This window comes from Pantoea coffeiphila, assembly GCF_016909495.1.
GTDB classification, from domain to species: Bacteria; Pseudomonadota; Gammaproteobacteria; order Enterobacterales; family Enterobacteriaceae; genus Erwinia; species Erwinia coffeiphila.
Genome location: NZ_JAFBFW010000002.1, coordinates 438892 through 457114, shown reverse-complemented (window position 1 = coordinate 457114; position 18223 = coordinate 438892). Strand labels below are relative to the sequence as shown.

Here is an 18223-nt window from a genome sequence, read left to right as displayed (position 1 = left end):
GACAGACGTAAAAAAGCCCGCTTGCGCGGGCTTCTTTACTTTATGGCTGGGGTGCAGGGATTCGAACCCCGGAATGCTGGTATCAGAAACCAGAGCCTTACCACTTGGCGACACCCCAATTTTTACTGCGACTGGCGAACCAGGCGACTTTTACTTTGCGACTTAATACAACCAGCCGTCTTTATATGGCTGGGGTGCAGGGATTCGAACCCCGGAATGCTGGTATCAGAAACCAGAGCCTTACCACTTGGCGACACCCCAATAATTTGGTGGCTACTACGGGAATCGAACCTGTGACCCCAGCATTATGAGTGCTGTGCTCTAACCAGCTGAGCTAAGTAGCCGTACATTATTGCTTTACAACTTTCTGACTGGCTGGGATACCTGGATTCGAACCAGGGAATGCCGGTATCAAAAACCGGTGCCTTACCGCTTGGCGATATCCCAATGTCCGCATCGTGATAACACGACAGTCAGAACTACACATTCTACTACAAAAAACTGGCTGGGGTACCTGGATTCGAACCAGGGAATGCCGGTATCAAAAACCGGTGCCTTACCGCTTGGCGATACCCCATCCTTGCTGCAAACCTCTGTCGGAAATGGTGCGGGAGGCGAGACTTGAACTCGCACACCTTGCGGCGCCAGAACCTAAATCTGGTGCGTCTACCAATTTCGCCACTCCCGCGCAAAAAGAAGTGGTGGCTACTACGGGAATCGAACCTGTGACCCCAGCATTATGAGTGCTGTGCTCTAACCAGCTGAGCTAAGTAGCCTTCTTTTTTTGCGTCACCTTCATCGGCGTTGCGGGGCGCATTATGCGGAGTTGGCCCAAAAGCGTCAACTAGTTTTTTCCCGTTTTTTGCCATAAACGTGTTGTTTGCATGGCTTGTGACCATTATGTCGATAAAATCGACGAATTCTGAGTCTAAACAGCGTTATGGCAAAAAAAAACGGGCCATAAAGGCCCGTAAGTATTTGTGAAACGGTGAGGATTAGTAGGCTGCCTGATGCACGCCAACCGCACGTCCTGACGGATCGTCCATGGTTTTGAACGCTTCGTCCCATTCGATGGCTTTAGCCGACGAGCAGGCCACGGACGGACCGCCTGGAACGCACTCAGCCGCGCTTGGTACCGGGAACAGCTCTTCAAAGATTTCACGGTACAGATACGCCTCTTTTGAGGTTGGCGTGTTGTACGGGAAGCGGAAGTGCGCGGTTTGCAGCTGCTGGTCGCTAATCTGCTCTGCTGCCACTTCTTTCAGCGTATCAATCCAGCTGTAGCCAACGCCGTCAGAGAACTGCTCTTTCTGGCGCCATGCTACGCTTGCCGGCAGGTAGGATTCAAAACACTCACGCAGGATGTGTTTTTCCATTTTGCCGTTGCTGCCGCACATTTTATCTTCCGGGTTGATGCGCATTGCCACATCAAGGAATTTCTTGTCCAGGAACGGTACGCGAGCTTCCACGCCCCAGGCTGACATCGCCTTGTTGGCACGCGCACAGTCAAACATGTGCAGCGCATGCAGTTTACGCACGTTCTCCTCGTGGAACTCCTGTGCGTTTGGTGCCTTATGGAAGTACAGGTAGCCGCCGAAGACTTCGTCCGCACCTTCGCCGGACAGCACCATCTTGATGCCCATCGCTTTGATCTTGCGTGACATCAGATACATCGGAGTGGATGCACGAATGGTGGTCACGTCATAGGTTTCAATGTGATAAATCACATCGCGAATCGCATCAAGGCCTTCCTGCACGGTGAAGTGAATCTCATGGTGCACAGTACCCAGATGCTCAGCCACGGCTTTCGCTGCTTTCAGGTCCGGTGAACCTTCCAGACCCACAGCGAAGGAGTGCAGCTGTGGCCACCAGGCTTCGCTCTTGTCGTGATCTTCAACGCGCTTGGCGGCAAATTTCTTGGTAACGGCTGAAATAATTGAAGAATCCAGTCCGCCGGACAGCAGAACGCCGTAAGGCACATCTGACATCAGGTGGCTTTTTACTGACTCTTCCAGCGCGCCTTTCAGAGCTGCTGCATCGGTGGTGTTGTTAGCCACTGCGGCATAGTCGAACCAGTCACGCTGCCAGTAGCGTTTGATTTCACCGTCGGTGCTGGACATATAGCTGCCCGCCGGGAACTCTTTGATTGTGCGGCAAACCGGCACCAGCGCCTTCATTTCAGAAGCGACGTACAGGTTGCCGTGCTCGTCGTTGCCCATATACAGCGGAATGATACCGATATGGTCACGGCCAATCAGCCAGGTTTTCTTCTCGGTGTCATACAGAATAAAGGCGAACATGCCCTGCAGATCGTCGAGGAAGTCGATACCTTTTTCCTGATACAGCGCGAGGATCACTTCGCAGTCGGAATCCGTCTGGAATTCATAGCGGTCGCTCAGCTCAGCGCGCAGTGCCTGATGGTTGTAAATCTCGCCGTTAACCGCCAGAACGTGGGTATGCGCAGCGTTGTACAGTGGCTGTGCGCCATTGTTCACGTCAACGATCGACAGACGCTCGTGTGCCAGGATGGCATAGTCATCGGCATAAATGCCAGACCAGTCCGGGCCACGGTGGCGCATCAGGCGAGAAAGCTCCAACGCTTTCTTACGCAGTTCAGTAGGATCGGTTTTCAGATCGAGTACACCAAAAATAGAACACATACACAGCTCCCTAAACGACTTACCTTGCGGTATTGATATTGGTTTGAGGCGAGAGTTGCCGCCTGATGTATAAGAAAATGCGCTAACGGAGCAGACTATGCAAGCAATTTAGCCAATACCTGAAAAATAGCCCGTTGACCTGGCCTTATCTTTGATGATTATTCAATTAATGGGTGTTTTTATTGTCGAATCGGCAAAAAATGGCAAAAATCGGCTGAATTTTGCGCGAAGAAGAAAGAGAAAGCCCGGCGCTAACCGGGCTGGGGATTAAAAAATGTCGATATCTGCGACGGAGGGGTAAACCCACGTAGGGCGGAAGGGCATGGCGTCAATATCGCTGAGGCTGGAAACGCCGGTAAGCACCAGTATGGTTTCCAGACCGGCCTGGAATCCGGCCAGAATATCGGTGCGCAGATTATCGCCAACGATAACCGTTTCCTCTGAATGGGCCTGCATCTTATTCAGCGCGGCACGCATAATCCACGGGCTGGGCTTACCGACGTAGAAAGGCTGTCGGCCTGAGATACGCTCAATTCCGGCACAGAGTGCGCCGCAGGCAGGCGAATGGCCGTGGCCATGGCTGTCCGGGTTGGTGGCAATAAACCGCGCGCCGTTAGCAACGAAGAAGGCGGCTTTGTGCATCATGTCCCAGTTAAAGGAACGCGTCTCGCCGACAATCACAAAATCCGGATTGATATCGGTAATGGTAAACCCGGCTTTATACAGCTCATGGATTAATGCGCCTTCACCGACGACATAGGCTTTTTTCCCTTCCTGGCGCTTAAGAAAATCGGCGGTAGCCATGGCGGAGGTATAAAACACGCTGTCCGGGAGGTCTATACCCGCGGAGGCAAAGCGGTTGGCCAGATCCATGGCAGTTTGTGACGGGTAGTTGGTCAGTACCACCAGCGGCATATTATTTCCCATGATCCGCTGCAGGAACTCGCGAGCCCCGGGTACGGCAGTATTGTCATGCATTAATACGCCGTCAATATCGCAAATTACGTTCTTAATCGTCATGCACTTACTGTCCTTGATTACGCTTCCAGAAGTCGCTGCAGCAGGATGCCGTTAAGCATCGCCCGTTTTGCCAGCGCAAAGGCGCCGATAGCCGAGCGATGATCGATCTCTGAGCGTACTACCGGCAGATTTTTTCGGAACGCTTTTAGCGCCTGAGTATTGATGCAGCTTTCAATCGCGGGTAGCAGGACCTTATCGGCCTCGGTTATTTCACCGGCGATAACAATTTTCTGCGGGTTAAACAGGTTAATCGCAATCGCAATCGCTTTGCCCAGATGGCGGCCCACATGTTCGATAACCTCGGCGGCCAGCGCATCGCCGCGATTGGCGGCACTGCAAATATGCTGGATCTGGCAATTATCCAGACTCAGGCTGCTCGGATATCCCTGCGTCAGCAGATGCCGTACGCGATTTTCAATGGCACTATTAGCGGCAATGGTTTCCAGGCAGCCAAAGTTGCCGCAGTGGCAGCGCTCTCCCAGCGGATCGACCTGGATATGCCCCAGCTCACCGACATTACCGTTACTACCGAGGAAGATATGTCCGTTGGCGATGATTCCCGCCCCCGTTCCGCGATGAACACGCACCAGAATGGAGTCTGCGCAGTCGCGCGAGGCACCAAAATAGTGCTCCGCCAGAGCAAGACTGCGGATATCGTGGCCGACAAAACTAGTGACGTTAAAGCGTTTTTCGAGGTTGGCGACCAGCGGCCAGTGACTGACGCTGATATGCGGCATGTAGCGGATCACGCCGTTCTTCGGATCGACCAGGCCGGGAAGAATCACGGAGATCGCAATGAGTTCGCGCAGCTTGCGCTGATGTTGCTCATGGAAGGCGGCGATGGCATTAAACAGCGCATGTTCCAGCGTTTCCTGGCTGCGCTCTGGCAGAGGGTAGTGCTCTTCCGCCAGTGATTTGCCGCTGAGATCGAACAAAGTCAGCGTGGCATCGTTACGGCCAAGGCGAACGCCAATGGTATTAAAGCCGCGAGTTTCGCAGACAATCGATATGGCCCGGCGGCCACCGGTTGATGCCTGTTGCTCAACTTCTTTAATCAGCCCGCGTTCAATGAGCTGCCGGGTGATCTTGGTGACGCTGGCGGGTGCAAGCTGGCTGTGTTCGGCAATCTGAATGCGCGATATGGGCCCCTGCTGATCGATGAGCCGGTACACGGCTGCGCTATTCAGTTGTTTAACAAGATCAACATTTCCAATTTGGGCCTGGCCGCCAGTGGTCATTAAATATCTACTCGCTAAAGACCTCGTTACCATTAACGATGGTCCGGGTGATTTTATAGTCGCGGGTGAATACCGTCAGGTTCGCCACTTTTCCGGCTTCAATTGACCCTAACTGATTATCAACCCCCATTGCACGGGCTGGATAAAGCGTTGCCATACGGAGCGTTTCATCCAGAGCGATACCAACATGTTCGACGCTGTTCTCGACAGCTTCAATCATAGTTAGTGCAGAACCACTCAGTGTACCGTTCTCATCAACGCACAGCCCGTTACGATAGTATATTGTTTTGCCAGCAAAAATGAACTGGTCAATATTAGCGCCTGCCGGTGCGGTGGCATCGGTTACCAGTACCAGCTTGTCACCTTTGATGCGTTTTGCATTCCGAATGTTGGCGAAATGAACGTGTAAACCGTCGGCAATCACACCACACCAGACGTCCGGTGAATCAAACAGCGCACCGATCAAACCCGGTTCGCGGCCGGTGGTGGTTGGCATTGCGTTATAAAGGTGGGTCGCAAAACTGACGCCGGCGGAGATGCCGCTGCGTGCTTCATCATAGGTCGCGTGCGAGTGCCCGGCTGAAATCACAATGCCGGCCGCGCGCAGCTGGCGGATGACTTCTGTGCCCACTTTTTCAGGGGCCAGCGTAATCTTGGTAATCACGTCCGCATTTTCACACAGGAAATCAACCAGCGCTTTATCCGGTGCACGAATCAGTGCCGGATTGTGCGTACCTTTCTTCAGCGGATTCAGCCACGGACCTTCCAGGTGCAGACCCAACGCCTGATTGCTGTTTTGTGCCAGCCAGGCCCGCATCACTTCAACCGCACGCTTCATCAGCTCGTCGGTACTGGTGATAAGCGTTGGCAGGAAGCTGGTACAGCCGGATTTTTCATTTGCTTTCTGCATAATATTCAGCGTTTCAACGCTGATTGCAGCAGGGTCATCATTGAACTGCACGCCGCCACAGCCGTTAAGCTGCAGATCGATAAAGCCAGGGGCAATAATGGCACCGTTGACGTCACGGGTTTCAATACCGGCAGGCACATCGCCCTGCGGGCAAACACGGTCGATCAGGCCGTCAGCGATCACCACTGCGTGCCCGTCGAGGACTTCATGGCCGGTATAAATGCGACCCTGAGTTAAAGCGTACATAGTCATTCTCCTGACTTTTAATGCTGGTACGATCCGGCCAGCGTTAAGGAAACCGCGTTTGGCCGGATGCGATCGGTGAAGGGGAGGCTTACCTCCCGGCATCACAGACCGGTGATATTTTCCGCTTCCATTTCGCGGAAGTACTTCACGGTCTTCACTTTCAATTCCATGGTCGCTGGCTCATCGCAGACGACAACGGATTTCGCATGCAGCTGCAGGCAGCTGATGGTCCACATATGATTCACATTGCCTTCAACGGCCGCTTTCAGTGCATGAGCCTTCAGGTGCCCGGTAACCAGAATCATTACTTCCTCTGCATCAAGCAGCGTACCGACGCCTACGGTCAGCGCGTATTTAGGTACCTGATCCACATCGCCACCGAAGAAACGCGAGTTGGCGATACGGGTATCGTGGGTCAGCGTTTTGATACGGGTACGTGAAGCCAGAGAGGAAGCGGGTTCGTTAAAGGCGATGTGTCCGTCGTTGCCTACGCCACCCATAAACAGATGGATTTTGCCGTAAGCGCGAATTTTTTCCTCATACTGACGACATTCTGCGTCAATATCAGGCGCATTACCATTGAGAAGGTTGATGTTTTCGCTTTGAATATCAACATGATCGAAAAAGTTACGGTGCATAAAGCTGTGATAGCTTTCAGGGTGCTCTTTTGGCAGACCCACATATTCGTCCATATTGAACGTAACAACATGCTTGAAGCTAACCTGGCCCGCTTTATGCATATCAATAAGGTGTTTGTAGGCTTCCAGTGGGGTGCCACCGGTCGGCAGGCCGAGAACGAAAGGGCGCTCTGCGGTAGGCTTAAAGTTATTAATGCGGTTAACAATGTGGCGTGCTGCCCACTTGCCGACCTGAGGAGATGTTGCCAGTGGAATCAGTCTCATGATGAACCTCGTCAATTGCGCAATATGAAATAGGTCTGAAAACGCTGCCCTGCTAGTTAAGAATTATCGTAACGTGATTACGAACAGATAACAGAGGGATAAGTCCGTTTTGATTTTTCGTATCATAAAATAAGTTTGTTCTGTTGACCAGTGTAATGGTTGCAAAAATGCTCTTTTTGGTGATTTTAGTCACATAAGTAGCGATATAATTTGCGAAGCGAATTAATTTTTTTTTACACTTATGGCTGTGGTGTATACTGTCACTCAGACTGCAGAAGACCGTAAAAAAATAAACGATTTCTGGCACCTTAACGGGTTCAAAGGGGGAAAAGGTGAATATTTTAGGATTCTTTCAACGATTGGGGCGTTCGCTACAGCTGCCGATAGCCGTACTACCGGTTGCTGCACTGATGCTGCGCTTTGGTCAGCCTGATTTACTGAATATGCCGTTCATCGCGCAGGGCGGCGGTGCAATCTTCGATAACCTGGCGCTAATCTTCGCCATCGGCGTGGCGTCAACCTGGTCAAAAGATAATGCCGGTGCGGCAGCACTGGCTGGTGCAGTGGGTTATTTCATCCTGACTAAAGCGATGGTCACCATCAATCCCGCGATTAATATGGGCGTGCTGGCCGGTATCATCACCGGTCTGGTCGCGGGCGCAACCTATAACCGCTGGGCCGACATCAAACTGCCTGACTTCCTCAGTTTCTTCGGCGGCAAGCGCTTTGTGCCGATTGCGACGGGCTTCTTCTGTCTGGTGCTGGCAGCCATTTTTGGCTATGTCTGGCCGCCGGTTCAGAACGCGATTCACGCCGGTGGTGAGTGGATTGTGGCTGAAGGCGCATTCGGGGCAGGTGTGTTCGGCTTCGTTAACCGTTTGCTGATCCCTACCGGTCTGCATCAGGTGCTGAATACCATTGCCTGGTTCCAGATTGGTGAATTCACCAACGCAGCAGGCACCGTCTTCCACGGCGACATCAACCGTTTCTACGCCGGTGATGGCACCGCAGGGATGTTTATGTCGGGCTTCTTCCCGATCATGATGTTCGGTCTGCCGGGCGCTGCGCTGGCGATGTATATGGCCGCGCCAAAAGAGCGTCGTCCAATGGTTGGCGGTATGCTGTTGTCCGTTGCGGTAACGGCTTTCCTGACCGGTGTAACCGAGCCGCTTGAATTCCTGTTCATGTTCCTGGCACCGATGCTGTATCTGATCCACGCATTGCTAACCGGCATCAGCCTGTTTGTCGCCACGCTGCTGGGTATTCATGCCGGATTCTCCTTCTCTGCGGGTGCCATCGACTATGCGTTAATGTACAACCTGCCTGCCGCCAGTAAGAACGTTTGGATGCTGCTGGTGATGGGTGTTGTTGCCTTTGTGGTCTACTTTGTGCTGTTCAGCGCCGTCATTCGCATGATGAACCTGAAAACGCCTGGCCGCGAGGATGCATCTGACCTGGTGGTAGAAGAAGAGGCAAACAGCAATACCGAAGAGGGTATGGATCAGCTATCCCGCCAGTATATCGTGGCAGTTGGCGGTTCCGATAACCTCAATGTGATTGATGCCTGTATTACTCGCCTGCGTCTGTCGGTGAAAGATGCCGGACTGGTTAACGATGCGGCCTGTAAGCGTCTGGGCGCATCCGGTATTGTTCGGCTGAACAAGCAGACAATTCAGGTGATCGTGGGTGCGAAAGCAGAATCCATTGCTGAAAGCATGAAAAAACTGATTGCTAAAGGACCTGTCGCAGCGGCAGCGGCTACCGCTACCCCAGTCGTTCCTGCAGCATCTGCTGCGGCGCCACAGGCGGTTCCAAACGCCAGCAAAGGGATTGTTGGTACTCTGGTGGCACCGGTAAGCGGTACGGTTGTAGCCATTGACCAGGTGCCTGATGAAGCCTTCGCCAGTAAAGCGGTAGGTGACGGTCTGGCGATCAAACCGACCAGCAGCACCGTTGTTGCGCCGGCCAGCGGTACGCTGGTGAAAATCTTTAACACCAATCATGCCTTCTGTCTGGAAACGGAAAAAGGGGCAGAAATCGTGGTGCACATGGGGCTGGATACCGTTGCACTGCAGGGTAAAGGCTTTACCCGCCTGGTGGAAGAGGGTGCTCATGTGGTTGCCGGTCAGCCGGTTCTGGAGATGGATCTGGCCTTCCTTGAGGCGAATGCCCGCTCGATGATAAGTCCGGTCGTGGTCAGCAACATCGAGGACTTCTCCGGATTAACGCTGCTGGCAGGCGATACCGTGGTTGCCGGTGAGAGCCGTATCTACGAGATTAATGGCTAAAATACGATACTAGCGTAAGCAGAAAGGGCGGCGAGCAATTCCCGCCCTTTTTTTATTGGATTTCCGTAACAAACGGTTGTCTCTGTCCCCCGCTTTGTGGATCATACTCCGTTATTTCGTAGCGAATTTATTCCAGGCATTAATTGAGGAAATTGAGATGAGTGAGGCTGAAGCCCGCCCAACGAACTTTATTCGTCAGATTATCGACGAAGATCTGGCGTCCGGTAAGCACAAGAGCGTGCATACCCGCTTCCCGCCTGAGCCAAACGGCTACCTGCATATTGGTCACGCTAAGTCGATCTGCCTGAACTTTGGTATCGCCAATGATTACCAGGGGCAGTGCAACCTGCGTTTTGATGATACTAACCCGGTGAAGGAAGACCTGGAGTTCGTTGAGTCAATTAAACGTGACGTGCAGTGGCTCGGCTTCGAGTGGAGCGGCGAGGTGCGTTACTCATCTGACTATTTCGACCAGCTGCACAACTATGCGGTAGAACTGATCGAGAAAGGACTGGCGTATGTGGATGAGCTCTCACCGGAGCAGATCCGTGAATACCGCGGCAGCCTGACCGCGCCGGGCAAAAACAGCCCTTATCGCGATCGCAGCGTAGAAGAGAACCTGGCGCTGTTCGAGAAAATGCGCAGCGGCGGTTTTGAAGAAGGGAAAGCCTGCCTGCGTGCCAAAATCGATATGGCGTCAAACTTTATCGTTTTGCGCGATCCGGTTCTGTACCGTATTAAGTTCGCCGACCACCATCAGACCGGCTCAAAGTGGTGCATCTATCCGATGTACGACTTCACGCACTGTATTTCCGATGCGCTGGAAGGGATCACCCACTCCCTGTGCACCCTGGAATTCCAGGACAACCGCCGCCTTTATGACTGGGTGCTGGATAACATCACTATCCCGGTTCACCCGCGTCAGTACGAGTTCTCTCGTCTGAATCTTGAATACGCCATTATGTCGAAGCGCAAGCTGAGCCAGCTGGTGAGCGAGAACGTGGTTGAAGGCTGGGACGATCCGCGCATGCTAACCGTTTCCGGTCTGCGTCGTCGTGGTTATAGCGCGGAGTCAATCCGTGAGTTCTGCCGCCGTATCGGCGTGACCAAGCAGGATAACAATGTTGAGATGGCCGCTCTCGAATCCTGTATTCGTGACGATCTGAACGAAAACGCCCCGCGCGCGATGGCGGTGCTGGACCCGGTTAAACTGGTGATTGAAAACCTGCCTGCTCATCATGAAGAGATGATTAGCATGCCGAACCACCCGAACAAGCCGGAAATGGGCACCCGTGAAGTTCCGTTCAGCCGTGAGATCTATATCGATCGCGCCGATTTCCGTGAGGAAGCGAACAAGCAGTATAAGCGTCTGGTGCTGGGTAAAGAAGTTCGCCTGCGTAACGCCTATGTGATTAAAGCCGAGCGCGTGGCGAAGGATGAAGACGGCAATATTACCTGCCTGTTCTGCACCTGCGATGTTGATACCCTGAGCAAAGATCCCGCCGATGGCCGTAAAGTAAAAGGCGTGATCCACTGGGTTTCCGCCGTGCATGCGCTACCGGCAGAGTTCCGCCTGTACGATCGCCTGTTTAGTGTGCCAAACCCGGCGGCAGCGGAAGATTTCCTTGCCAGCATCAACCCTGAATCTCTGGTGATCCGTCACGGTTTCGTCGAGCCGGGTATGCAGAAAGCGGAAGCTTCAGCGGCGTATCAGTTTGAGCGTGAAGGCTATTTCTGTGCCGACAGCGTTTATTCTTCAGCCAATAATCTGGTATTTAACCGTACCGTAGGCCTGCGTGACACCTGGGCTAAAATCGGCGACTAACCGATTCTGTTTTAATAAAAGGGCGATTATTCGCCCTTTTTTTTCGCCTTAACATCCCCATCATTGATTTACATTCATTAAATGTGCTGTCGATCATACTTTGCACTTTTTGCTGTTTTAATCGATTGATAATTCGCGATGCGAAAAATATCCTAATCCAATAATTAGCCGGTTCTGGATTCAGCTGGCTGAGATTAACTGATAGTAATCTACTGACATAAATGGATTTTTTCTGGGATAAAAGGATTTTTCAATGCAGCGCAAAGCCGTGCTTACTAAAGCACTTAGTACTATTTTAGCTATTATCTCTGGTTCCAGCGGCGTTTTGCTAAATTCGCCTGCCCTGGCCAGTGGTTTTATTGATGACTCTTCGCTGGCTGGCGGCGTTTATTACTGGCAGCGCCATCGCGAACGCAAAGATCTTCAACCCGATAGCGAAAAATATAAACAGTACACCTCAAATCTTCATCATTCGACAATTAACGCCAACCTCGATTTTTCTTCAGGCTTTGCCGCCGACTGGATCGGTATTGATCTGGCGGCATTTACCGCTGTAGAGCTTTCTAACAAAGGGCCTGGTGCACCGAACGAAATCGGTTTCAGCGACGGTGACAGCCGTTGGGATGAGCCGTGGAGCGGTGACAGAAATGGCGTAAGCCTCTATAAAGCTGCGTTAAAAATGAAATACAACGACAGCTGGCTGCGTACCGGATATCTGCAACCCAGTGGGCAAACGCTGATGTCGCCGCACTGGAGCCTGCTGCCGGGTACCTATCGCGGAGTAGAAGTGGGGACAGCACGCCACTTTGCTTCTTTGGGCAATCTGTCCGTTTCTTATCTGTGGTCCGATAAATATAAGGCACCGTGGTATCAGCATATGTATGACTTCCGCAAGGCGGACGGCACAACGAAACTGAACTACATGCATTCGCTGGGTGCTAAATTTTCCTCGGAAAATAAGTGGCAGCTGGAAGCGGCTGTTGGCCAGGCCGATGGCTATATGGACCAGTTCTTTACTAAAGCCAGTTATGCCGTTCCGCTGCTGGGCAACGATCTGGAAACCAGCTGGCAGTTTTATGGCGCACACGATCGCGAGCACGGCGGTGCAGCAAATGTTAACGATGTCTATTCCGGTCTTGCCTGGCTGCAGGCGCTCACCCTGGGTTATCGCACCGGTCCGTTTAAATTCCGCCTGGAAGGCACCTGGGTCAAAGCTGACGGTAATCAGGGATATTTTCTTCAGCGTATGACCCCATCCTATGCCAGTTCGAATGGTCGCCTGGATGTCTGGTGGGATTCGCGTTCTGACTGGAATGCCAACGGTGAAAAAGCGGTGTTCGCCGGCGTGATGGTTGAGCTGGATGGCCTTCACCTGCCCGGATGGGAAACGGGGACTTCATTTGCCTGGGGATGGGATGCCAAACCCAGCAGCAACCCGGCATTCGACCAAAATCAACGCGTACGCGAATCGGCGTGGAATCTGGATTTGCTCTATACGCTTCAGCAGGGCTGGGGCAAAGGGACCCAGTTCAGGTTGCACTACACCCACTACGATAATCACAGCAGTATTCCGAGCTACGAAGGGGGCTACGGCAATATGTTTCAGGATGAAAAGGACGTGAAGTTTATCGTCACCGCGCCGTTTACCATTTTTTAAGCGGTGACTGGCGTAATGGATAACCTAACCTCAAAGGGGAACAGGATGAGGCTTATTGCAACAACAATCGCTGCGGCAACGCTGGGGCTGGCAGGGTGTAGTAACGGCGTTAATGACCAGCAAACCGTCCACCGCATCAGCCAGTTTGGCGTCAGCTATCAGGTAACGCAAAATGATGCGGCGGCACACGGTGTGGACTGTGCTGCGCTGGGAGCGGACTGGGCCGCCTGTAACCTCGCCACCATCAGATTGACCAACCCCGGACCGGCAGTGAACAGTAAAAACTGGGCTATCTGGATGAGCAACGTCCACCAGACGATCAAAGTAGACAGCGACCAGTTCCGTATTGTGCATATTGTCGGCGATCTCAGTCGCCTGGAGCCGACCAGTAAGTTCAAAGGATTTGCCGCCGGAGAGTCCGTTGAGATACCGATTATCAACGAGTACTGGCAGCTGTTTATTACCGATATCATGCCGCGCTGGTACGTCACTGCCGGTAAGGCGGAACCGGAGATTATGGTCAGTACCAATACGGAGGATCTGACGACGTTTGTTGAGCCGTTTGGCGATAACTGGAAGCGTTTCGCCGGGGATAAAAATGTCCTGATGACGGCCGAAAGCCGCTTTGCCAAAAATGCGGACGTGAGTTTGCTGCCTGCTGCGGCGCTACGGGCCGAAATTTTTCCGACTCCGTTGAAAGCAACCCGCTTAAACGGTAATGCCGATCTCAGCCGGGGTGTGTTGCTCAATTTGTCTGGGTTAAACACCGATGAGGCTCGCGCCGCCGAGCAGCGTTTTGCGCTGATGGGCATTAAGGTTAATTCTCGCGGTTATTCCGTTTCTACTCGCATCGATTCGCGTGGATTTAGCGACAGCATGGCGGTATCCGGTGCCTATCGTCTGGAAGTCCTGCCGGGGGGAGCCACCATCGTGGGCTATGACAGTGCGGGCATTTACTACGGTCTGATGTCTGTGCTGTCTCTGGTTCCCGCTTCCGGCCCGCAAAAAATCGCCGCGCTGCGAGTGAAAGATGCGCCGCGCTTTGCGTATCGCGGAATGTTCCTGGACGTTGCGCGTAACTTCCACAGCAAGCAGATGGTGCTGAGGCTGCTGGATCAAATGGCGGCGATGAAAATGAATAAGTTCCACTTCCACCTGTCCGACGATGAAGGCTGGCGTATTGAAATCCCAGGCCTGCCGGAGCTGACGGAAACAGGGGCCAGGCGCTGCCACGATCTTACCGAGCAACAGTGTCTGCTGCCGCAGTTGGGCTCTGGCCCGTTCAGCGACAACAACGGCAGCGGCTATTTCACCCGCAGCGATTACATTGAAATCCTGAAATATGCCAGGGCGCGGAATATTGAAGTGATCCCCGAAATTGATATGCCGGCTCATGCGCGAGCTGCGGTGATCTCTATGGAAGCCCGTTATCAGAGGCTGATGCGCGAAGGCAAGCCGGATGAGGCCGGTGAGTATCGTCTGCGCGATCCCAGCGATACTTCAAATACCACGTCGGTACAGTTTTACGATCGCACCAGCTACCTGAATCCGTGCCTGGATTCATCGCTGCGTTTTGCCGATAAGGTCATCACTGAAATCGATCTGATGCACCAACAGGCTGGCGTGCCGCTGACCACCTGGCATTTTGGTGGAGATGAGGCGAAAAATATCTATCTTGGCGCGGGCTACACCGATATCAGACATCCTGAGGCCGGAAAGGGCATTAAGGATATGAGCCACGAAGATAAGCCATGGGCAAAATCTAAAGTCTGCCAGCGTATTATTAAGGATGGTAAGGTTGAGGAGCTGTCACATCTGCCCAGCTATTTTGGCCTGAAGGTCAGTCGGATCGTTGCCGAAAAAGGTATTGGCGACATGCAGGCCTGGCAGGACGGTCTTAAGGATGCTAAAGCCGCGAGCGATTTTGCCACTCAGCACGTTCGGGTGAACTTCTGGGATACGCTGTTCTGGGGCGGAGCCTCCAGCGTCAACGACTGGGCCAATAAGGGATATCAGGTGGTGATCTCCAACCCGGACTATGTCTATCTGGACTTCCCTGCAGAGGTTAACCCGCTGGAGCGCGGTTACTACTGGGGGACTCGCTACAACGATGAACGTAAGATCTTTAGCTTCGCGCCGGATAATCTGCCACAGAATGCTGAAACCTCGGTTGACCGTGACGGCAATACCTTTGATACCAAATCAGAACAGCCGTGGCCGGGTGCCTACGGTCTGTCTGCACAGCTGTGGAGCGAAACGGTTCGTACAGACGGCCAGGTTGAGTCGATGATTTTTCCACGAGTATTGGCGGTAGCCGAACGCAGCTGGCACCGCGCCGCGTGGGAGCAGGATTACCAGCAGGGCAGGGAGTATCAGGGGGGGAAAACGCATCACGTTGACCAGCAGGCCCTGCATCGCGACTGGCAACGCTTTGCTAACCTGCTGGGGCAGCGTGAACTGGCCAGGCTCGACAAGGCCGGTATTGCCTGGCGCCTGCCGCAGCCGGGTGCAGTAATTGTCGATAGCTATCTGCAGGCAAATACCGCGCTACCGGGGATTCTGGTGGAATATTCCATCGATGAGGGGCGCAGCTGGCAGCGCTACAGCGACAGCCATCGCCCGCTAATTAACGGGGAAGTCTGGGTACGCACCAGTAGCGCTGACGGCAAGCGCTTCAGCCGTACAGAACACGTTATGCCTCTGTAGGTCTGATCTAACCCGGCTGCATCGGTAATTTCTGCGAAAGAAAATCGATAAACAGCCGGGTTTTTCGTTGCATTTCCCCCTGTCCGGCAAACACGGCACTGACCGGTTGATTCGGCAGCTGCCACTCTTTACACAGATGCTGTAGCCTGCCTGCGGCAATATCTTCGCGTACCAGCCATTCTGGCAGCACCGCGACACCCATTCCGCCCAGTGCCATCTGGCGGACGATTTGCGCGGAGTTGGCAGTATAAGCAGCATCGGACTTCAGCTCGGACAAACGATTATCCGCTCCACGAAACGTCCAGCGGCCGGGATGAGCCAGGTTGCTGTTGTGTATCCACGGCATGGCAAAAACCGCCTGCAGATCCTGCGGACGACAGCGTTTGACCAGAGAAGGTGAAGCCACCAGTAAAATGGCATAGTCTGCCAGCCTGCGGCTTTTTAGCGACGAGTCGCGCAGCGACCCCAGCCGTATCGCCACATCCAGTTTATTAGTGACCAAATCATCCAGTGAAGCCCCCACGCTGTAGTTCAGTTTCAGCAACGGGTGGCGCTGGCAAAATTCGCTGACCAGCGGCATCAGGAACTGCTGGCCATACTCCCACGTGGAGGTGATGCGCAGTTCCCCGGAGAGGGAGTGATGCTCTGTGGCGACTCGCGAGACCGCCCGGTCAATATCAGCGAAAATCAGCTTAAAATCCTGATAAAACTGCTGTCCGTGGCCGGTGAGGGCGAGGCTACGGGTATTGCGTACCAGCAGTGTGACGCCAAGCAGCTGTTCCAGGCTTTTGATATGCAGGCTGACCATCGCGCGGCTCAAGCCGAGATTACTGGCGGCCCGGGTAAAGCTGCCGCTGTCGACAATCGCAAAGAAGGTGTGGATCTTATCAAGATGGGCGTGCATCGGATTATTCAGTTTAATCAAACAATCATTTAAATTTATGCGTCTTTATTTGTCAGGTCAACCATCGCTATGCTGCGCGTGGAGGTATGACAATGCACTATGGTTATCGGGTTGCAGCGATCTTTCTGCTCGGCTTTTTCATTGATTGTATTAATATTTTTATGTCAGCCATTGCGCTGCCGTCGATTGCAGCGCAGATGTCCGTGGCGACGGAATCCATCAGTTGGGTGGCTAATAGTTATATTTTGGGGCTGACGCTGATCGTGCCGTTGAGCGGCTGGCTGGCTTCACGTTTTGGCACCCGGCAGACCATCGTTGCCTCAATGCTGATTTTCAGCATCGCTGCGCTGGGCTGCGCGCGGGCCGATTCCTTTAGCACACTGGTTGCGTGGCGCTTTATCCAGGGCGCGGGTGGAGGGTTGCTGATCCCGGTAGGGCAGGCGCTAACCTTTAATTTGTTTCAGGGGCGGCAGCGCGCCGCTATTTCGACGTTGATCATGTGCGTAGCGCTGATTGCCCCGGCGCTGTCCCCTCTGCTGGGGGGCATGTTGGTGGATGTGCTTTCCTGGCGCTGGATCTTCTATAGCAATATTCCTTTCAGCCTGCTTGCGGCGCTGCTGGCAGCGATATGGATTCGCCCACAGGCAATGGATCGCACACGTGCAGATATCACCGGAATCATTCTGGTCTGCGGCACTTTGGGTACGCTGTTGAGAAGCCTGTCGCTGTTTAGCGAGCAGCACGCTGTACTGCAGGCTGCATTATGGCTGGGCGTTTCTTTACTGCTGGGGTGTGGCTATCTACGGCACTACCGCCGCCAGTCGACGGCCATTCTCGATCTCAGCCTGCTGCGCAATCCTCAGTTGAATCTGTCCATTGCCGTTTACTATGCCGTTCCGGGCGTGTTTACCGGGGTTAATCTGCTTAACATTTTCTACCTGCAGCAGGTTTTGCATTTCAGTGCCGGGCATACCGGTAGCTTTATGCTGCTTTACGGCGTCGGCGCGCTGGCGGCGATGCTGGTGGCCGGGCGGATTTATTATCGCGCAGGCGCACCCCGCTTATTCATCTGCGGCATGTTGCTGCATAGCGGCGGCATTGCGCTGCTGTCCTTAGTCAGTGATACAAGTAGTAGTGGGATCCTGTGTGCGGCCTATCTGCTGATGGGGATTGGCGGCGGGATTGCTGCAAACTGCGCGCAGACCACGGCGTTAATTGAACTGAACGAGCAGCAAATGAGCGGGGGAAGTACGCTGTGGAATATTAACCGGCAACTGACGTTCAGCCTCGGCACCGCGTTGTTTACGCTGCTGCTGGCGGTGCTAAGCCGTTATTTTCCTGGTGAACTGGCGTGGCATCTGGCATTTATTATTGCAGCCGTGAGCGGTTTACTACCGCTGTGGCTAATTTATCAACGACGTTTTCATAAGGAAATCCAATGATCGATCTTACTAACAAGGCATCACAGAGCGTCATTGTTCTGCATCAGCTGATTGAGGCTGTCTTTCACGGCGACGGCAGCAAGACTGCTGAGCTGCTCACGCATTTTGCCGACGATTTTGTGATGGTCACCCCGACCGGTAAAAGCCTGGCGCTGGCAGACGTAGGAGACTTATTCAACCGCTTAACCGGCGCGCGTCAGGGGATGATGATAAGCATTGAGCAGTTCAATGTCATTTCGCAGCGGGGGGATGAGGTGGTCATCCAGTATCACGAGCTGCAACAGCAGCAGAATAATCATTCGCATCGTATTTCGCTGGCGGTCATCGACTGTGCCACCCAGCCGCCGAGCTGGCGTTATCTGCAGGAAACCATGGTAACAAACTGATTATCGTACTAGTTCGCGGGTGCGGTCTGGTGTAGAATG

Annotated in this window: 12 protein-coding genes and 7 tRNA genes; 6 read left to right on the top strand and 13 right to left on the bottom strand. The window is 53.4% G+C overall.

Annotated elements, in window-relative coordinates:
* Positions 1 to 43: 43 nt before the first annotated feature.
* The 12 genes from JOE09_RS07795 to nagB all read right to left on the bottom strand — a co-directional run bounded on the left by JOE09_RS07795 (position 44) and on the right by nagB (position 6976).
* Positions 44 to 118: transfer RNA gene (locus JOE09_RS07795), tRNA-Gln, on the bottom strand.
* Between the two features lie 68 nt (positions 119 to 186).
* Positions 187 to 261: transfer RNA gene (locus JOE09_RS07790), tRNA-Gln, on the bottom strand.
* A gap of 6 nt (positions 262 to 267) precedes the next feature.
* A tRNA-Met gene (locus tag JOE09_RS07785) sits at positions 268 to 344 on the bottom strand.
* Positions 345 to 372: 28 nt separating this feature from the next.
* Positions 373 to 447 (bottom strand) — tRNA-Gln (locus JOE09_RS07780).
* A gap of 55 nt (positions 448 to 502) precedes the next feature.
* Positions 503 to 577, bottom strand: a tRNA-Gln gene (locus JOE09_RS07775).
* A 26-nt stretch (positions 578 to 603) separates the two neighbouring features.
* Positions 604 to 688 (bottom strand) — tRNA-Leu (locus JOE09_RS07770).
* A gap of 11 nt (positions 689 to 699) precedes the next feature.
* Positions 700 to 776, bottom strand: a tRNA-Met gene (locus tag JOE09_RS07765).
* 219 nt (positions 777 to 995) lie between these two features.
* Positions 996 to 2660, bottom strand: coding sequence for an asparagine synthase B (gene asnB, locus JOE09_RS07760; protein WP_105591051.1), 1665 nt, complete (start codon positions 2658 to 2660; stop codon positions 996 to 998).
* A gap of 267 nt (positions 2661 to 2927) precedes the next feature.
* A complete protein-coding gene (locus tag JOE09_RS07755) occupies positions 2928 to 3680 on the bottom strand; it encodes an HAD-IIA family hydrolase (RefSeq protein ID WP_205065366.1) in 753 nt (250 codons plus the stop codon).
* 17 nt (positions 3681 to 3697) lie between these two features.
* Positions 3698 to 4918, bottom strand: coding sequence for a DNA-binding transcriptional regulator NagC (gene nagC / locus JOE09_RS07750; RefSeq protein WP_205065365.1), 1221 nt, complete (start codon positions 4916 to 4918; stop codon positions 3698 to 3700).
* 7 nt (positions 4919 to 4925) lie between these two features.
* The gene (nagA, locus tag JOE09_RS07745) at positions 4926 to 6074 is read right to left on the bottom strand and encodes an N-acetylglucosamine-6-phosphate deacetylase (protein ID WP_205065364.1); all 1149 of its coding nucleotides are present in this window, start codon (positions 6072 to 6074) and stop codon (positions 4926 to 4928) included.
* A 101-nt stretch (positions 6075 to 6175) separates the two neighbouring features.
* Positions 6176 to 6976 carry a glucosamine-6-phosphate deaminase gene (gene nagB / locus JOE09_RS07740; protein ID WP_105591055.1) on the bottom strand — a complete coding sequence of 267 codons (801 nt, stop codon included), beginning with the start codon at positions 6974 to 6976 and terminating at the stop codon, positions 6176 to 6178.
* A 332-nt stretch (positions 6977 to 7308) separates the two neighbouring features.
* Between nagB and nagE the strand changes: the two genes are divergently transcribed.
* From nagE to JOE09_RS07720, 4 genes are all read left to right on the top strand, one after another.
* On the top strand, positions 7309 to 9264 hold the full coding sequence (gene nagE / locus JOE09_RS07735; RefSeq protein ID WP_205065363.1) for a PTS N-acetyl glucosamine transporter subunit IIABC: 1956 nt from the start codon (positions 7309 to 7311) through the stop codon (positions 9262 to 9264).
* 157 nt (positions 9265 to 9421) lie between these two features.
* Positions 9422 to 11089, top strand: a complete 1668-nt coding sequence (gene glnS, locus JOE09_RS07730; protein ID WP_205065362.1) for a glutamine--tRNA ligase — start codon at positions 9422 to 9424, stop codon at positions 11087 to 11089.
* A 253-nt stretch (positions 11090 to 11342) separates the two neighbouring features.
* On the top strand, positions 11343 to 12746 hold the full coding sequence (chiP, locus tag JOE09_RS07725; protein WP_205065361.1) for a chitoporin ChiP: 1404 nt from the start codon (positions 11343 to 11345) through the stop codon (positions 12744 to 12746).
* A gap of 45 nt (positions 12747 to 12791) precedes the next feature.
* Positions 12792 to 15452 carry a beta-N-acetylhexosaminidase gene (locus JOE09_RS07720; protein WP_205065360.1) on the top strand — a complete coding sequence of 887 codons (2661 nt, stop codon included), beginning with the start codon at positions 12792 to 12794 and terminating at the stop codon, positions 15450 to 15452.
* Positions 15453 to 15459: 7 nt separating this feature from the next.
* Here JOE09_RS07720 and JOE09_RS07715 read toward each other — a convergent pair whose 3' ends face one another.
* Positions 15460 to 16377, bottom strand: a complete 918-nt coding sequence (locus JOE09_RS07715; RefSeq protein ID WP_205065359.1) for a LysR family transcriptional regulator — start codon at positions 16375 to 16377, stop codon at positions 15460 to 15462.
* A 71-nt stretch (positions 16378 to 16448) separates the two neighbouring features.
* Between JOE09_RS07715 and JOE09_RS07710 the strand changes: the two genes are divergently transcribed.
* On the top strand, positions 16449 to 17798 hold the full coding sequence (locus JOE09_RS07710; RefSeq protein WP_205065628.1) for an MFS transporter: 1350 nt from the start codon (positions 16449 to 16451) through the stop codon (positions 17796 to 17798).
* A complete protein-coding gene (locus tag JOE09_RS07705) occupies positions 17795 to 18184 on the top strand; it encodes a hypothetical protein (protein ID WP_205065358.1) in 390 nt (129 codons plus the stop codon). Before JOE09_RS07710 ends, JOE09_RS07705 begins: the two co-directional genes overlap by 4 nt.
* The last annotated feature ends 39 nt before the right edge of the window (positions 18185 to 18223 follow it).